The organism is Streptomyces sp. 3214.6, assembly GCF_900129855.1.
GTDB classification, from domain to species: domain Bacteria; phylum Actinomycetota; class Actinomycetes; order Streptomycetales; family Streptomycetaceae; genus Streptomyces; species Streptomyces soliscabiei.
Window position 1 is genome coordinate 6,679,578 of record NZ_LT670819.1, and the last position, 16,419, is coordinate 6,695,996.

General features: G+C 69.1%; 16 protein-coding genes. 7 read left to right on the forward strand and 9 right to left on the reverse strand.

Features of this window, described 5'->3' with window-relative positions; all coding sequences use genetic code 11:
* The first annotated feature begins 214 nt into the window (after positions 1-214).
* The 3 genes from B5557_RS45380 (at position 215) to B5557_RS30170 (ending at position 3,727) form a co-directional block, all read left to right on the forward strand.
* A complete protein-coding gene (locus B5557_RS45380) occupies positions 215-682 on the forward strand; it encodes a hypothetical protein (protein WP_231976074.1) in 468 nt (155 codons plus the stop codon).
* A gap of 64 nt (positions 683-746) precedes the next feature.
* Positions 747-1,433, forward strand: a complete 687-nt coding sequence (locus B5557_RS30165; RefSeq protein WP_079662408.1) for an ABC transporter ATP-binding protein — start codon at positions 747-749, stop codon at positions 1,431-1,433.
* Positions 1,434-1,666: 233 nt separating this feature from the next.
* Positions 1,667-3,727, forward strand: a complete 2,061-nt coding sequence (locus B5557_RS30170; RefSeq protein ID WP_443031370.1) for an FtsX-like permease family protein — start codon at positions 1,667-1,669, stop codon at positions 3,725-3,727.
* A gap of 157 nt (positions 3,728-3,884) precedes the next feature.
* On the opposite strand, the gene B5557_RS30175 is transcribed toward B5557_RS30170, so the two are convergent.
* Positions 3,885-4,079 (reverse strand): hypothetical protein, encoded by a 195-nt coding sequence (locus B5557_RS30175; protein WP_079665090.1) that lies wholly within the window; start codon positions 4,077-4,079, stop codon positions 3,885-3,887.
* Between the two features lie 190 nt (positions 4,080-4,269).
* Complete coding sequence (locus tag B5557_RS30185) at positions 4,270-4,659, reverse strand: hypothetical protein (protein WP_079662411.1); 390 nt, start codon at positions 4,657-4,659, stop codon at positions 4,270-4,272.
* 191 nt (positions 4,660-4,850) lie between these two features.
* Here B5557_RS30185 and B5557_RS30190 point away from each other — a divergent pair, with 191 nt between their 5' ends.
* Positions 4,851-6,071, forward strand: a complete 1,221-nt coding sequence (locus B5557_RS30190; RefSeq protein WP_079662412.1) for a helix-turn-helix domain-containing protein — start codon at positions 4,851-4,853, stop codon at positions 6,069-6,071.
* Here the strand turns inward: B5557_RS30190 and B5557_RS30195 are convergent.
* The 4 genes from B5557_RS30195 to B5557_RS30210 form a co-directional block, all read right to left on the reverse strand.
* Complete coding sequence (locus B5557_RS30195) at positions 6,052-6,714, reverse strand: HAD family hydrolase (protein WP_079662413.1); 663 nt, start codon at positions 6,712-6,714, stop codon at positions 6,052-6,054. The genes B5557_RS30190 and B5557_RS30195 overlap by 20 nt on opposite strands.
* Before the next feature lie 191 nt (positions 6,715-6,905).
* The gene (locus B5557_RS30200) at positions 6,906-7,376 is read right to left on the reverse strand and encodes an excalibur calcium-binding domain-containing protein (protein ID WP_079662414.1); all 471 of its coding nucleotides are present in this window, start codon (positions 7,374-7,376) and stop codon (positions 6,906-6,908) included.
* 124 nt (positions 7,377-7,500) lie between these two features.
* Positions 7,501-7,968, reverse strand: a complete 468-nt coding sequence (locus B5557_RS30205; protein ID WP_099937380.1) for a hypothetical protein — start codon at positions 7,966-7,968, stop codon at positions 7,501-7,503.
* A gap of 77 nt (positions 7,969-8,045) precedes the next feature.
* Positions 8,046-9,002, reverse strand: a complete 957-nt coding sequence (locus tag B5557_RS30210; protein ID WP_079662415.1) for an SMP-30/gluconolactonase/LRE family protein — start codon at positions 9,000-9,002, stop codon at positions 8,046-8,048.
* Between the two features lie 225 nt (positions 9,003-9,227).
* On the opposite strand from B5557_RS30210, the gene B5557_RS30215 reads away from it, so the two are divergent.
* Complete coding sequence (locus tag B5557_RS30215; RefSeq protein ID WP_079662416.1) at positions 9,228-10,169, forward strand: oxidoreductase; 942 nt, start codon at positions 9,228-9,230, stop codon at positions 10,167-10,169.
* A 16-nt stretch (positions 10,170-10,185) separates the two neighbouring features.
* On the opposite strand, the gene B5557_RS30220 is transcribed toward B5557_RS30215, so the two are convergent.
* The 3 genes from B5557_RS30220 to B5557_RS30230 all read right to left on the reverse strand — a co-directional run bounded on the left by B5557_RS30220 (position 10,186) and on the right by B5557_RS30230 (position 13,549).
* Positions 10,186-10,650, reverse strand: coding sequence for a hypothetical protein (locus B5557_RS30220; RefSeq protein ID WP_079662417.1), 465 nt, complete (start codon positions 10,648-10,650; stop codon positions 10,186-10,188).
* 185 nt (positions 10,651-10,835) lie between these two features.
* Entirely contained in the window at positions 10,836-12,947 is a 2,112-nt protein-coding gene (locus B5557_RS30225) for a SulP family inorganic anion transporter (RefSeq protein ID WP_231976075.1), read from the reverse strand.
* Entirely contained in the window at positions 12,944-13,549 is a 606-nt protein-coding gene (locus tag B5557_RS30230; protein ID WP_079662418.1) for a carbonic anhydrase, read from the reverse strand. The genes B5557_RS30225 and B5557_RS30230 overlap by 4 nt, the downstream gene beginning before the upstream one ends.
* Positions 13,550-13,801: 252 nt before the next feature.
* Between B5557_RS30230 and B5557_RS30235 the strand changes: the two genes are divergently transcribed.
* Together B5557_RS30235 and B5557_RS30240 are read left to right on the forward strand one after the other, a co-directional pair.
* Positions 13,802-14,797, forward strand: coding sequence for a response regulator transcription factor (locus tag B5557_RS30235; protein ID WP_079662419.1), 996 nt, complete (start codon positions 13,802-13,804; stop codon positions 14,795-14,797).
* Positions 14,794-16,302: a sensor histidine kinase gene (locus tag B5557_RS30240; protein WP_079662420.1), complete on the forward strand. Its 1,509-nt coding sequence runs from the start codon at positions 14,794-14,796 to the stop codon at positions 16,300-16,302. Before B5557_RS30235 ends, B5557_RS30240 begins: the two co-directional genes overlap by 4 nt.
* Positions 16,303-16,419 lie beyond the last annotated feature (117 nt).

Below are 16,419 nucleotides of genomic sequence, written 5' to 3' on the forward strand. Positions count from 1 at the left end.
CGCACCAAGGAGGACGGCACCCTGTGCGGGGGTGCCGTCCTCTTGTGTTGTGTCGTTTGAGGGCTGGTTGCACCGTTCGCACCCCGACATCTCCCCTGATGGCTGGTTCGGATGTGGTTTGCGCGGGAGTGTCTGGATTTCGATCACCTGATGTGATGGTGGTGGGGTGATAGATCGTTTCTGTCGACTTACGCACCGCTACAGTCCGTTACGCGTGGCGACGAAGGTGTCGCTGTTGGTTACGGAGGTGTGTGTGAAGAAGGCAGTGCTCGGCCTGGCCGCGGCGGGACTGGTACTCAGCGCGGCAGCGGTGGCGTTCGCGTCGCCGGTGGAGGGGAAGATCCCGAAGCTGGAGCCGCAAGGCGCCAAGTTCAGCCAGGGGACCTACAAGTTCAACCGGCCCGGGGTCAACCATGGCGCCTTCGAATGGTGGGGCGAGCTCAAAGACGTGATCGCCACTGACCGGCACAACGTCTATGTCGAGGTCAAGGTCGAAGGGCATGACTGGGTGCGCTACTACGGCAAGCAGCGGAGCACCGTCCATCTGCACAAGTCCAACTGGGACGGCGCGCAACGCTATACGAGCCGCGCGCACATCCGAGTCTGCCGCGATCAAGGCGCTCTCCGACCGGACAACTGCGCTCCGGTGCAGGACTACGAGTACAACTGGGACCGTGGCTGATCCCGTCCGACTTCTCGAGCCCAGGTAGATGTTCCTGGGCTCGTCCTCCTGAGAGGGGAACGAGATCAACACGTCAGAAGTCCTTTCCGCCAAGGGCGTTGACCTCTTCTACGGGGAGACGCAGGCCGTCAGGAAAGCGGAGATCGCCCTGCGCAGGGGAGAGGTCGCGGCGATCACAGGCCAGAGCGGATCGGGTAAATCATCGCTGTTGTATTGCCTGGCAGGAGTGCTGCCAGTTGCCTGCGGCGAAGTCTGTTTCGAAGGGCGCCTCCTCGGGACTTTCGACGACGAGGAGCTCAGCGCGCTTCGTCGTGAACGGTTCGGCTTCGTCTTTCAATACGGCGAGCTCCTGCCTGAGCTGACGGTGGAAGAGAACACCGCGCTGCCGCTCCGGCTGGCCGGACAGCGCAAGGCCGAGGCACTTGCCGCGGCCCGTGAGGTCCTGGGCCGGCTCGGCGTCGCGGAACTGCGCGAACGACGTCCGTCGCAGGTGTCCGGAGGTCAGAGTCAACGCGTCGCAGTTGCACGTGCGTTGGTGCACAGGCCGGCCGTCGTCTTCGCGGATGAGCCCACCGGCTCTCTGGACAGTAGTAATGCCACGACCGTGCTGGACGAGTTCCTCACCCTTGCGCGTGCACAGGGGACGGCTGTCGTGCTCGTCACGCACGACACGCAGGTGGCAGCCCGAGCCGACAACCGCTACACCATGTGCGACGGTCTGCTCACCGCCGAAGTGCGGGAGGCGTCGTGAACGAACTCCGTCTGGGCCTGAAGCTGCTGCTAGGAGGCGGGCGGGGTAGCCGGGTGCGTTTCCTGCTCATGGTTGTGGGCAGCGGGGTCGGGGTGTGCTGTTTGGCTGTCGTCCTTGCGATTCCAGGAATTCTGGCCGCGCAGGATGCCCGTAAGGCAGCTCGTGAGCCGGATTGCTCGAACGGGCGGGGTGTATGTCTTACAACCGTGGGGGACGGACGGGCGCTCACCAGAATGGTTCCCTATGGCTCCGAACCACTCACCCGGATCTTCGTAGCCGTGGGAGACACGCCCATCGCACCGCCACCCGGGCTGCGTGAACTCCCTGGCCCTGGGGAGGTGTTCGTGTCCCCTCGGCTGCACGAGCTTCTCGGAACGGATGCCGATCTCGCTCACCTTCTGCCGGGGAAAGAGATGGGTCTCATTTCCGCGCAGGGACTGGCTCACCCCGACGAGCTGTACGCCTACATCGGTGCCAGCGAAGGGGAACTCAAAACAGGCGGTCACATGACGGGTTTCGGGGGGCCATACACGCGTTTTCCCACCGTGGAGCCCTCGACACTCGACATCCTGCGCTTCACTTTGGCAGGCGTCGTGCTGCTTCCTCTGGCGGTATTTCTCTCCGTGTGTGCGCGGCTGTCCGCTGCCTCACGCATGAGGCGGTTGGCAGCGTTGCGCCTGCTCGGACTGAGCAGAAAGGGTACGCAGCGCGTCAACGCAGCCGAGACGGTTGCTGCGGCCCTGCTCGGAGCCGTCCTCGGCCTGGGGGCCTATTGGATCGTCAACCAACTGGTTTCACGGGTGGGACTGCCTGGATTCAAGTGGTATCCGGCCGATGGATCGCCGTCCGCGACCACACTCCTCATCTGCCTGGTGGGTTGTCCGGTGCTTGCTTGGTTCGTGGGCCGGGCCGGAGCACAAAGGGCTGCGGCCAACCCGTTGGCGGTGCGGCGCAGCGCAGTGAAGAAACCGCCTCGGCTGTGGGGTCTGCTCCCGCTTGTCCCAGGAGTTGGCATCGTCATCGGGTACTGCGTGGCCGGTGCGACGGGACACGTACCCACGGACACCGCGCTGTCCGCGTTCCTGATGCCGCTCGCCGTCGTGCTGGTCGGTGTCGGACTCGTGCTTTCGCTCCCGATCCTCTCGCGCGCCCTCGCACGGAAGGTGGCCCGATCCACCGGTTCCCTGTCCCTCAGCCTTGCGATGCGTCGCAACGAGGTTGAACCGGGTGGTGCCCTCCGGGTCGCAACCGGCCTGGTACTGCTGGTCTACGCGGCGTCGCTCACTCAGGGTGTGCTCATCGAACTGGATCACGTATCCAAGAACACCTCGCCGGTCCAGGTCTACACCATGGGGCTTGAAAACGTTCCCGAGAACAAAGAGTGGGCCCTGACGAACGTGCCGAGACTCCGCAGCCATATCATTCTCGCGGATTCGTGGACGGACGCCGACGGCGAAAAGTGGCCGACGAGCATCAGTGCTGTAATCGCCACCTGCGGGCAACTGCGAAGGATGGCCTCGGCGGTCGAGAACTGCGTCGAGGGACGCCCTGCGCGGCTGATGGTTCCGGGCTTTGCGTACGACGAGGAAAGCAAGCCAGGAAGCCGTTTCCCCTTCCGCCTGCGGAACTCTGAAGGACAACACCGGGTCGTCACGGTGCAGGTGCCACGCCAGACGGTTCGGTATCACGACGACACGGCACAGCAGTTGGTCGGCAGTGGCACCGTCCTGATCCCGCCGTCCTCCTTGCCCGCTGGCTATCGTCCTGAGGGCAGAGCCACTCTCGCCCTTCTGAGCAGCTCCGCCCCCGGGACCGTGCGCTCCGTACTCGAAGGCATCGCGGCCGTGGACTCTACGATCGAGGTCGAGACGCGGAATGTGGACCCCGCCGCCCTCCAGCAGATCACCGTCATCAAGACCCTCCTCGCCGTGGGCATGATCCTTGGCCTGATCATCGGCGTTGCGGCCTACCTCGTCGCCGCCACCGACCGAGCCGTGGAACGCCGGCCGCAGGTCACCGCGCTGTCGTTGCTCGGGGCCAGACCCTGGACGCTGCGGGCCGTTCAGGTCGCGCAGGTCGTATTGCCGCTGGCCGTCGGGCTGGTACTCGCGGTGGTGACCGGGAAGATGGCCGAGTCCAGTTACCTGGTGACCGGCGGCGGGGCTGTTTTCTGGGACAGCGCTGGGGTGCCACTGCTTCTCGCCTCCGCTTGCGGCGTTGTGGTCGTCGCCGCCCTTGGCGCTCTGCCGTTGATCGGGCGGCGGATCGATCCGGAGCTGATTCGGCGGGACTGACGGTCGCGCGTTGGAGTTGATGGGGCGGCATCCTGCGAGGAAGCCGCCCCACTTCCTGCCCGGCCGGTACCCGCCCGAGAACGAGGTCCCGAGACGAAGGGGCCGTTGCAGGAGGGGCTTCTACGCTGGGTCGGCCGCTCCCATTGCGGTGCCCGTGTCATGTCATCTTCCGGCGAGCCGGACCGTGCGTGTGGCTGACGAGCCCGACGTTGCAGTCCGACACCTTGGAATAGTCGCCCTTGGTGGCTGCCTGTCTCCGCTGCTCGATCAGGGCGAGGCAGACAACGCATCCAACTACGGGTTCGGGCTGGGCTGGAGGCAGCTCCAGGTGGACGGGCGCCGGCTGATCCATGGCGGTCACGTCGCCTTGCCTCCTTGCGCCCGCCGCCATGCCTGCCGCCACGTCCTCCGCAGCTCTGCGGACTCCGGGCATTCCTTCGTCCTGTCGGCACGACACTGCTCACAGTTGAAGCAGTGGTGGATCAGCGCCCGGTACCGCGCATCGGCCTGGCTGGTCAGGAACCGGTGCTTCGCGCCAGCCGTCATCCGGCCCGCTCCTCGCCCAGCCGGGGACCGAACGCGTCCGCAAGCGCGGAACGCAGGGCAGCCGCGTTCGTGAGCAGCCCGTTGTCGCCCGGGCACATCCTCCAGTGGGGGCCAGGGCCTTCTGTGCGACGAGTCGGAGGGATCGTCACTGAACTCCCCTTGCTAAGAGCCTTGGTGTTCTCGACGTCCCAATCGCAGGCAGTGCCGCGCTGCACGAAGAAGTACAGGATGTTCTTTCCCGGTGCTTCGACCACGGCACCGCAGCGGGAACCGAGGGCGGCCATCGCGGCGAGCCCGGTCTGGCGGGGTACGCGGATGGCGTCCCACTCCTGTCCGGCCTCGTGAAGGACGCACCCTGCGGCGGACGGTAGTGGTGTGCTCTGCATTGCGGCTCCTCGGGCTCCTGCAGGGATCAGGTGCGTCCAAGAGTCGCCCTTATGTACCTCGATTTCGAGGACTTCAAGAGGTCCTTTGTTCGTATGAAAGAGGACTTTCATTCAGGCAGGAGGGTGATAGCTAGCCAAATACAGGGCTTACGGGGAGACTTGCCGCAGGGTTCGATCGTGGAGGTGCAGCAGTGACCACGCCTGCAGGGAACACATGGCTCAAGGCCGCGCGAATCGCCGCTGGGTATCCCTCCCAGCAGGCACTTGCCGATGCACTCGGAGTGGGGGTCCGGCAGGTGCGCCGGTGGGAGTCGGACTCACCGCCGTGGCCGCAGCCGGAGGTCGCCCAAGCCCTGACCCGCCTCTTGGGACAGGACCTCGAATCCCTTGGATTTGCCTCTCCGAGTCGGGTCCCCGATCGTGGTCGGCGTGCGGTCTTTGGCGCAACCGCCGCCATTGGTCTCGCCACCGTTCCGACGCAGACTGTCGCAGTGCAGCCCGCAACCGCGGCCGACGACTACTGTGCGATCACACGTTCGCATAGGCGCCTGTACTGGTCTGTCGCCCCGGCCACCTTGCACCCCGCTGCCCTTTCCCATGCGGCCCTGGGCTGTGCGCTTCTCCCGGAGACCGCTGGTCAGACGCGGCAGCGGATCGCGGCTGCGCTCGCGGAGACCTGCCTGTTGGCTGGGCGGATCGAGTTCTTCGATCTGCGTGACCCTGCGCGTGCGCAGGACACGTTCCTGCGCGCACTCCAGGCTGCGGGCGAAGCCGACGATGCGCTGCTCGGAGCGGCGATTCTGGCGCACACGGCGTTCATCCCCGGCTGGGCGGGGGAGCGTGAGGCGGCGGTCGAGCGGATGGTGGCTGCGCGCACCTACGCTCGCCGGGGCCTTGCGTCTGCCCAACTGCTCGCTTGGTTGGACGCCGTTGAGGCGGAGTGCGAGACGCGCTGCGGCAACACCCGGACCGCACTGAACCTGATCGGGCACGGCGAAGACGTTCTCGCCTCAGGCGGCGAGTATCAGAGCCCCGAGTGGCTGGACTGGTTCTCGCCGGTCCGGCTGGCCGCGTTCAAGGGAAACACGCAGCTGAAGGCGAAGCACCTGCCGCAGGCCCGCGAGACCCTTCTCGGCGTACTTGAGGCCCTCGAACCCAGGGAGGAGAAGCAGCGCTCCGTCGTCTTCGGTGACCTGGCAGCCGTCGAGGCTGCCGTCGGCGACCTGGAGGCCGCATGCAGGTATGCGCTGCGCGCCCTCGATCAGTTGGAGCGGACGTGGTACGCGATGGGGATGGAGCGGGTGCGTGAGGTGAGGCGGTCACTCGCACCACACCAGCACGAGACGTGTGTACGCGAGCTGGACGACCGCCTGTACGGATGGGGAACGACGGTCAGCGCTCTTGCACGTTGAAGTCACGGATCAGGAACGGCAGTTCGAGAAGACTCTCGACCCGGAAGGTGGGGAGCTTCTCGGCCTCCTCCGTCCGCCACTGGATACTCGCCCATGGACCACGGTGGACGAGAGCTGTATGCATCCCGACAGCGACGGCCGGCCGAAGGTCGTTGTCTACGCGGTCGCCGACATAGAGGACCTCGTGGTTGGCGAACGGGGTGACCTCGGCAACACGCTCGAAGAAGACTGGGTCGGGTTTGCTGGTGCCCCAGTCGTCGGAGGTGCCGATAAGGTCGACGTCATCGGCGAACAGCTCGCGAAGGATGCCACCGGCGCGGATGGTCTGGTTGCCGGCGATGCCGAGCCACAAGCCGTCCGAGCGCAGAGCTGCGAACGCGTCACGGACGTCGGGATACAGGTCGGCCTCGCCGAATGTCTCCGGCTTCCCGGCCTCTGCACGCTTCTCCCGCTCCAGGTACAGGTCGAAACCTGGCCGGAACTCCTCGAACGTCTCGCGGTAGTCGCGGCCCTGGGCGATGACAGCGCCGAACATCGCCGCGAAGGTGTGACGTGGCACGCCGAGCCAGTCGGCCCAGGTGCCGTACTCGCGGGTCTCGTCCACGAGGCACTCACCGACGTCGAAAACCACTGCACGAATCATGGCCGCAGGGTAGCCGCAAACCGTTGCGGCATCCCGTGTGTCGCCCCTCGCCCCGTTCCACCGCGTGGATACGGGCAGCGGGCGAGGGGAATGGGCGGGGTTTCGGTTTGTTCTAGGTCTCGTGCGACATCGGCTCTCCAAGGCTCCGTGAAGCCGTGAATCCGGCTATCCGGCAAAGCCGTCCGGTGCTGCTATTCGCAGCCGACTCCGTCTCCGTCGCGGTCCAGGTGGCGGCTGTAGCCCGGGTCGCCCGCGTGTACGGGGGCGGCTCCGGCTGCTCGGGCGGCCGTGCAGTTTTCGTAGTACACGCTTCCGGAGTTGTCGTCCGTGCTGCTCTCGTTTGCCGCGTCGGCCCCGGCTCCAGCGCCGGCACCTGCCTGCGCCGTTACCGTCTTCGTTACCCGCACCGTTTCCGTCGCTGTTGCTGTCGCGGTGACCGTGCCCGCCGGTTTCGGTACGGCTGTTTCCGTTGCCGTGGTCGTCACGGTCACCGTCGGCTGTGGCTTTGCGGAGGTCGGCTTCGCGTCGGTCGTCTTGTTTCCGTCGCTGTTTCCGACGCCCATGCCGATGAACAGGGCCAGGGCGAGGGCGGGCAGGACGTATCTCTTGCGGGCCCACCGGGGAGCGGGTGGTGTGGGCGGTGCGGCGTACGGGTTGGTCATGGCGTCCCCCCAGGACTGTGGTGTGAGGTGACGACGGTATGGCCGATTTGCTTGTGGTGTATGGGGTGTGGCTGTTCTGTGACTTTTCTGTGCGTGTCGCCTGGGGTGGGTAGTCGATCACCGATCAATAGCCCTCCGCTCCTTCTCCCAGGCGGTGGTGCCACCAGGGGGACGACCGCGGTCGGGGGTCGGGCAGGGTGCGGTTCAGGTAGTGGCGGTCCAGCGTTCGTACCGTGCGGGCGAGTTCGGCTCGTGGCCTGGGCGGGAGGAGGCGAAGGGTCTCGGCGAGGACGTCCCGGGCGTGGCGGACGTCGTCGAGGCCGCAGCCCGGGCAGCCGGGGCACGCGGACGTGCGGGGATAGAGGATGCCGCGGCCCGGGGTCGTCACGAAGGCGTGGTAGCGGTGCAGGGCGCTCGCTGTCGCGCCGGGGAAGAGGTGGAAGTCGCCGCCCTCGTGCTCGATGTGGTGGATCGCGCGGCTGGTGCGGGCGGAGAGGCTGCGGATGCGGGTCGGCTGGGGGGCCTTGCGGGTGCGGGGGCGGAGGTCGGGAGACCGGCGGGCGCGCAGCGCGCCGGGGCGGCTACGCGCCATCTGCCTTTCGGCCGGCGGTGATGGTCGTCGTCATGCGTTCATGATGTCACCCGCCCGGGTGTCGGGTCGCGGTGCCGTCAGATCGGCACCGCCACCGCCGTGAACGTCGTCTCCGGGAGTTGTGGGCTGGTGAAGCGTGCGTTGACCAGGTAGAGGCGGTTGCCGTAGCGCGCGGCCGTGGTGGGGACGTCGAAGCGGGGGTCGGTGATCGTGCGGGTCAGGGTGGCGGTGGTGGCCGTGCGGTCCAGGGACCAGACGCTGATGAGGTTCAGGCGGTTCTGGACGACGTACAGGGTGCGGCCGATGAGGTGGAGGCCGTCGCCGTTGACGACGTCCGGCGCGCCGACCAGCTTGATCCTGGTGGCGTGGCCCGTCCTGAGGTTCACGTTGTACAGCTCGCCCGGTGTGCTCTTGACGACGATCAGGCCGCGGCCGTCCGGCGTGCCGACGATCCCGTTGGCGTTGATGACGTCGGGGAGCTGGACCCAGTCGCCGGTGAGGGGGAGCGCGCGGATGTCGCTGCCGGCGCGGCCGCGCGGGACGCCGTACAGGACCGCGTCCTGTGAGTCGGTGAACCAGGCGCGGTCGCCGAGCAGGGTCACGTCGTTGATGAAGTGGCCTGTAGTTTCAGTTAGTTGATGGGTCGTCACCAGTGTGCCCGTGCGGGCGTCGACCACGCGCGCCACTCCTGTGCTGCCCGCCACGTACAGCAGGCCGTCGTGGTCGAGCTTCAGGCCGACCGCGACCTGGCCGGCGCCGCCCGCGTACAGGACCCTGCCCTCGCCGGTGCGCAGGTCGGTGCGGTAGATGCCGCCGTTGGCGCGGGAGCCCTGGTAGGCGTACGGCTTGCTGCCGATGGCGATGCCCTCGGGGAGCCAGCCGTCGGGGAGGGGGTACTCGGTGGGCCAGGAGGGGGTGGGGGTGGTGGTGCGGGCTGTGGCGGGGGTCGTCGTGGCCGTGACCGTGAGGGCGGCCAGGGCGGTGCCGCCGAGGAACGTGCGGCGGGACGGGGATGCGAAGGGGGTGGGAGCCATGGTTACGTGCCTCCGGGGTGGGGTGCGGGCGGCGAACGGCGTAACACCGTGAGCTGTGGCCGCAGTGGGTGTGCGGCTTTGCTTCTGCTTTGAACTTCGTTGGCGAGTAACGAGCCGTCGCCCGCCCGTGTTCCTCCGATTGGCTGTCGAGTTCCTTTCAATCCAGTCTGGAGTCGTCGCCGTAGGCTGCGGCGAGAGCGCGGGAGCAGTGGAAGGAGTGCGGCCATGGCCGGCTGGAGTGTGCGTGACATGCCTGATCAGAGCGGCCGTACCGCTGTCGTCACCGGGGCCAACAGTGGGCTCGGATACGTCACCGCGCGGGAGCTTGCCCGCAAGGGTGCGCGGGTCGTGCTCGGCTGCCGGAGTGAGGCGCGGGGGTGGGATGCCGTCGCGCGGCTGCGTGGTGAAGTGCCCGGTGTGGAGGTGGAGTTGGGGCGGCTTGATCTCGGGGACCTCGCCTCGGTGCGGGAGTTCGCGGAGTCGTTGCCGTACGAGCGGCTCGACCTGCTCGTCAACAACGCGGGGGTGATGGCGATGCCGTACGGCACGACCGCCGACGGGTTCGAGACGCAGTTCGGGGTGAACCACCTCGGGCACTTCGCCCTCACCGGGCTTCTGCTGCCCGCGCTGCTCGCCGCGGAGGGCCGGTCGGCCGGGGTGCGGGTCGTGACCGTCTCCAGCATGGCCCACCTGCTCGGCAACATCGATGCGAACGATCTCAACTCCGAGCGGCGCTACCGCCGTTGGGCCGCCTACGGCCGTTCCAAGACGGCCAACCTGCTGTTCACGCACGAGCTCGCGCGCCGGCTCGCGGCGGCCGGGTCCGGCGTCGTGGCGGCCGCCGCGCACCCGGGGTACGCGGCGACCAACCTGCAGACGGCCGGGCCCCGCGCCGAGGGGCGCCGGGTCGCCGAGCGGCTGATGGCGCTCGGCAACCGGGCGATCGCCCAGTCGGCGGAGGCCGGCGCGCTGCCCACCCTGTACGCGGCGACCGCGCCCGGTGTCCGCCCGGACTCGTTCACCGGACCGTCCCTCGCGATGTGGCGCGGGGCGCCCGCACCGTCGCGGCGGGCGCCCTGGACCCTCGACGACCGGGCGGGGGAGCGGTTGTGGGCCGCCTCCGAGGAGCTGACCGGGGTGTCCTACGCGGCCGTCCTCAAGGCTTGAGCCCGCTCAACCCCGGCTACTGGTCGCAGGCCGTGGAGACGCGGACCTTGTTGGACCACGTGTTGGTGGCGATGTCCCACACCATCATCGTCGAGTCCTTCGCGTAGCCGTACGCCGTGCAGTCCAGCAGGCCCGTCGTCACGTTGAAGGAGCCGCCGGGGCGGCCGGTGATCCGGCGGGCGGTGGCGTCCTTTGTCCAGACCGGGATGCCGCGCGGGCCCGAGTCCCGGAAGAGGGCGAGCCGTACGGTGCCGCCGACGGTGAAGCTCTGGCCGTGCATGTCGATGCCGTAGATGCCTATGGTGCTGCCCCTGCGGGTGGCCCAGGCGTACGGGGTGCTGCGGTGGGCCTGGGCCTCGATGGCCTGACCCCGCCCTGGTGCTGGCGCCGGTGTCGATGCCGATGCCGAGGTTGCGGTGAGGGTGGTGACCGCCGCGACGGCGAGGACGGCCGCGATGCGCGAGACGTGCGAAAGGTTCATGATCGTTCCCCGATCTCCGCCGACCGCGCTGCGGTGCGCGGCCGATGCCCTGGGGGACACCTGACCGCGCACCGGGGTTGCAGCTTCGTCGGAGGGTCCGGGGGTGCGGAAGCACGGGGGTGGTGCGGAGTGGTACGGCGCCCGGCCGCACGTGACCTGTACCTACGCCGCCCGCCCGGGCCCTGTCAGTAGGAGGCGTAGCCCTGCGTGTACCCCCCTTCGTGGCTCTGGCCGTAGTCCTGCCCGCGGCTCTGGCGGTAGTCCTGGTCATAGTTCTGCTCGTAGCCCTGCCCGTGGTTCTGCCCGTGGTTCTGCTTGTGGCGCTTTGGGTCCTCCGGGAGGTATTCGTCCGCGGCCGCGTACTCCTCCACGTACCGCTGCGCGAAGTCCTCCGGCATCGGTGTGGTGTCCAGGTAGAACCACTCGGCGGTGGGGCCGGGGGCGGACGCGGTTACGGACGCGGTGGCCGATGCCGGGACGGGCTGGCGGCGCGGCAGCGGGGCGGACTGCGGGGGCGCAGCACGTTCCGTCGCCGGGGCCATGCCCTCGTCCACTGGTCCTACGGACCTCACGGACCCCACGGACCCCACAGATTGCACCGGCCCCTCGGCCCCCGCAGGCGATGGTGTCGCCGGGCCCGGCATCAGCAGTTCCACTCGTAGGCCCTTGCCGCGTTGCTGGGCGGTGAACTCCTCCACCTGGCTGCGGCAGGCGTGGTCGAGGTGGGTGACGCCGGTGAGGTCGAGCCGGATGCGGGGTTTGCCGGCCTCGGCGGCGGACTCCAGGGCCTCGATGACCTGGGGCAGCCGCAGGAAGGTCGCGTTGCCGGCCATCACCACCTTCGCGGTGTCGTCGTCGATGTGCTGCCGGATGACCGTCTGCGACATGCGCACCGCGGCCAGCACGATGCCCGCCGCGAGGCCGACCAGGACGCCCTCCAGGAGTGCTGTCGCCACGATGACCAGCGTGGTGAGCGTCATGACCGCGAACTCGCCGCGGTCCTGCCGCCACATCTTCGGGAACTCGGCGGGCGCGAAGAGCTTCCAGCCGCTGTGGACGAGCACGCCCGCGAGGACCGAGATCGGGATCAGGGCCAGCACCTGGGGGAGCAGGAGTGCGAAGGCCAGCAGCCACAGGCCGTGCAGGGTGCGGGAGAGCCGGGTCTTGGCGCCCGCCTGGACGTTCGCCGAACTGCGGGCCACCACCGCCGTGATGGGCAGCGCGCCGACGAGTCCCGCGAGGGTGTTTCCGGCGCCCTGGGCGATCAGCTCGGGGTTGTAGCGGGTGCGCGGTCCGTCGTGCATACGGTCCACCGCCGCGGCCGTGAACAGGGACTCCGCCGAGGCGATCACGGTGAAGGTGAGGATCGCGGTGATGATCCCGGCGTCCGCCAGTCCCGCGAACTGCTCTGGGCCGGGGACGTCGACCGAGGCCAACAGGTTGCCGACCTCGAGCGTCTTGACGTCCACGCCCGGGGTCGCGGCCACCGCGATGCCGATGCCCACCGCGACCAGGGCCGCGGGCACCTTCTTGATCGGCCCCGGCGCCTTCTTCCAGAGAAAGCTCAGGACGACGGTGACGACGCCCAGGCCCGCCGCGATCAGTGCCTGCGGGTCGGCGAAGGTGTTCGCGAGCAGGCCGGGGATGCCGGCCATGTTCTCCAGCGGGGTGCCGGGGGCCTTGGCGTCCATCGCCGGGTACGCCTGGCTGAACATCAGCGGCAGACCGATGCCCGCGAGCATGCCTTGGACGACGGCCAGCGAGATCGCCTGGAAGAACCGGCCCAGTCTCACCAGACCGAGGACGATCTGGAGGAGCCCGGAGAAGAGCACGATCACACCGAGCATGGCCACGCCGTACTCCAGCACGGTCTCCGCGACCAGCGCGGCGAGACCGGCGGCCGGGCCGCTCACCTGGAGCGTGCTGCCGCGCGCCGCGCCCACCACCAGACCGCCGATGACGCCCGAGATGATGCCCAGCTCGGGGGAGACGCCGGAGGCGACGGCCACGCCGATGCACAGCGGCAGCGCGACCAGGAAGACGACGAGGGAGGCGGTGATCTCGGTGGCGAGATCCGCCTTCGGGCCGCCCTTGGCCCCCCGCGGTCCTTTCTGGGGCTGCTGCTGGCGCTTCTGGGGCTGTTGGGGCTGTTGGGGCTTCGCCGTGTAACCGGTCATGTCCTCTGTAGGGGTGTCGACCCTGTTGCCGGGAGCCCTGTTGTCCGGGGCCCTGGGGTCGGGAGCCCTGGGGTCGCGGGCCCGCATGCCGCGGGTCCTCGTCGCGTGGGCGCCGCTCATGCCGCGTGCACCCGGAACAGACCGTCCGCGTCGAGCTCGTGCACCTGGCCGGTGTCCACCTCGTAGTACCAGCCGTGCAGTCGCAGCCGTCCCGCGTCGAGATGCCGACGTGCGGTGGGGTAACTCCGCAGCGCCGCAAGCTGGTTGACGACGTTCAGCTGGGCGACGTCCGGCATCGACGGGTCCTCGACGTCGCCGTCCAGGACGGACGCCAGCCTCGGGCGGGCCAGTTGCAGCCAGGCGTCCACGCCGGGCAGGGCGGAGAGGTCGTCGCCGGACTTGAGGGCGCCCATCGCGCCGCAGTGGGAGTGGCCGCACACCACGATGTCCTGAACGCCGAGCACCTCCAGTGCGTACTCGATGGTGGCGGCCTCGCCCGAGGCGCCCTGCCGGCCGTGCGGCGGAACGATATTGCCCGCGTTTCGCAGCTCGAATATCTCACCGGGCCGTGCGCCCGTGATCAGGGCGGGTATCACCCGCGAGTCCGAGCAGGTGATGAACAATGCCTCGGGATATTGGCCCTCGGCCAGCCGCCGGTATTCGCCGCTTTCGAAGTCGACCCGTCGTTTGAACGAGCGGGCGCGGTCCAGCAATGCCTTCATGGATCCTCCCAGGTCAGAGCTGGTCGTCGTGGGGGTCCGACCAGTTCCTCATCACCGTAGAGGGGCGTTTGCCAGGCGAAGGTTAGAGGAACACTAACCCGCCGACAAAAATGGGACAGTTTTCGTCCGGAGCTGAGCCGCTGCTCACATTGTCCGGGAGGGGTGCGGCGTTTTTCTTACCGTTCTTGTAGCGTGACGGAGCAACGGATCCACGGAACACGCGAATTCGGTTCACGGGAGAGACGGGAACGCATGGGTGTACGAGTCCTGCTCATCGAGGACGACCGGACGATCGCCGAACCGCTCGTCGAGGGCCTTGGCAACTTCGGCCTGACGGTGCATCACGTCGGCACGGGCAACGAGGGGTTGCGGGGCCCGTACGGCGATGTCGTCCTGCTCGACCTGGGGTTGCCCGACATCGATGGCATCGACGTCTGCCGGGGTATCCGACAGGCCTCCGACGTCCCCATCATCATCCTCAGCGCGCGGGGCGAGGAGGCGGACCGCGTCCTGGGCCTGGAGCTGGGCGCCGACGACTACCTGGCGAAGCCCTTCAGCATGCGTGAACTCGTGGCCCGGGTCCGCGCGGTGACCCGACGGACCCAACGGGGGCTTCAGGAACGGGACTTCGCCGAGACGACCCCCGGCTACAACGCCCAGCCGCAGCCGCAGCCGCAGCCGCAGCCGCAGCCGCAGTCACAGCCGCAGCCTCAACTCACTGGCGATGCCGTCGGCCCCCTCGTCGTCGACCGGCGCACCCGGCAGGTCTGGGTCGGGCCGGACTCGGTGACGCTGACGCCCAAGGAGTTCGAGCTGCTCGCGCTGCTCACCGAGGATCCGGGGGCCGTGTACTCGCGGCAGCAGATCCTCGACCGGGTGTGGGACCCGCACTACCAGGGGCCGACGAAGACGCTTGACGTCCATGTGGCCACCCTGCGAAGGAAGTTGGGCCACCCGGCCTGGATACAGACCCTGCGTGGAGTGGGCTTCCGGCTGGCCGTGCAGACCACCTCACCGGACACACCGCAGGCCCCCGCCCCCCAGTACGCCCCCGCGCCGCAGCAGGCACCCACGCCTCCCGCATACGAGCCGCCGGCCCCGTACCCCCACCGAACCCACGACTTCACCCAGACCCACGACTTCACCCAGACCCACGACTTCACCCAGACCCACGACTTCACTCAGGCCCACGACTTCACCTCGGCCCATCGGTTCGACGAGCCCCACCCCACGGCGGCCTACCGATGACGCGTCGGCTGCTGCTCAGCTATCTCACGCTCGCCGCGCTCGTCCTGGTCTGTCTGGAGATCCCGCTGGGCTTCGTGTACTCGCGGGGCGAGCGGGAGCGGGTGACGAACGCGGCGAAGGACGAGGCGGAGTCGGTGTCGGCGTTCGCCTCGCTGTCCATCTCGGCCGGCCGGGCGGCGCAGGACCTGCCCGAGCGGGCCGCGCACTGCGCCGAACGCATCGGCGGCAAGGTGCTGATCGTCGACGAGCGCGGCTCGCTGCTGGCCAGCTCGCATCCGCTCACCGCGAGCGAGGAGCGCGGCCTGCCCTCCTGGCCGGGCATCGCCGCCGCGCTCCAGGGGACGGCGACGGCGGACGTCCGCACGTCCACCATCGGCGGGGTGCAGTATCTGGCGGTGGCCACCCCGGTCCGGCACGGCGTCGAGGAGCAGGGCGCCGTCCGGATCACCCTGCCGACCCGGATGGTGTCCGAACGCGTCCACCACGTGTGGCTGTTGCTGGCGCTCGGCGGCCTCGCCGCGCTCACCGCGGTCGCCGCCCTCGGGTTCGTCATCGCCCGCTGGACCGGCCGTCCCATCCGTGAACTGGAGCACGCCACCCATGAGTTGGCCGTCGGCGGTGCCGCCACGCCCGTCGCGATCACCAAGGGGCCGCCGGAGGTCCGCAGTCTCGCCGCGACCTTCAACCGCACCGCCGCCCGTCTGGAACACCTCCTGGCCTCCCAGCGGGCGTTCGCCGGCGAGGCGTCGCACCAGCTGAAGACGCCCCTCGCGGCGCTGCGGCTGCGGCTGGAGAACCTGGAGAACGACATCGCCCTGAACGCGCGGGGCTCGCTCACCGCCGCGCTGACCGAGACCGACCGGCTGGCCCGGATGGTCGAGGGGCTGCTCGCGATGGCCCGGCTCGACGAGAGCGCCGCCGAACGGGAGACGGTCGATCTGGGCCGGGTGTGCGCGGAGCGCCACCGCGCCTGGACGCCGCTGTACGAGCAGCACGGCGTCTGGCTGGCGCTGGCCGGGGACTACGCGGGTGAGGTGCTGGCGCTGCCCGGCGCAGTGGAGCAGATCCTCGACAACCTGCTCTCCAACGCCCTGCGGGTGGCGCCCCCGGGCTCCACGGTCTCGATCGACCCCCGCCACCAGACCCCCGGGCGCACCCCCTCCCACGAGCGGCGTTTCCCGCACCGGCAGCCGAGTCGTCCGGCGGGTCCGGCGTGGGTCGAGCTGCACGTCATGGACGAGGGGCCGGGTATGACGGAGGAGCAGCGGCGGCGCGCCTTCGACCGCTTCTGGCGCGCCCCGGACGCGCCCAAGGGCGGTACCGGTCTGGGCCTCGCCCTGGTGCAGCGCCTCGCCCACGCGAGCGGCGGCGAGGTGGCCCTGCGGCCCGCGCCGCGCGGCGGCCTGGACGCGGTGGTCCGGCTCCCGGCGGTACCGGCCCTGCCCGGCGTGCCCACGCCCCGGTCGGCCAGACCCCTTGAGACCACGGCGCCCGGCCGCCGGTAGGCAGGACGGCGGGCAGGCAGGCAGGACAGCGGGCGACGACAGGACGGGCGGGCCCGTCAGACTGTCAACCGCTGCCCGTCAGACCGCCTGCCCGTCAACCGCTGCCCGTCAGACCGC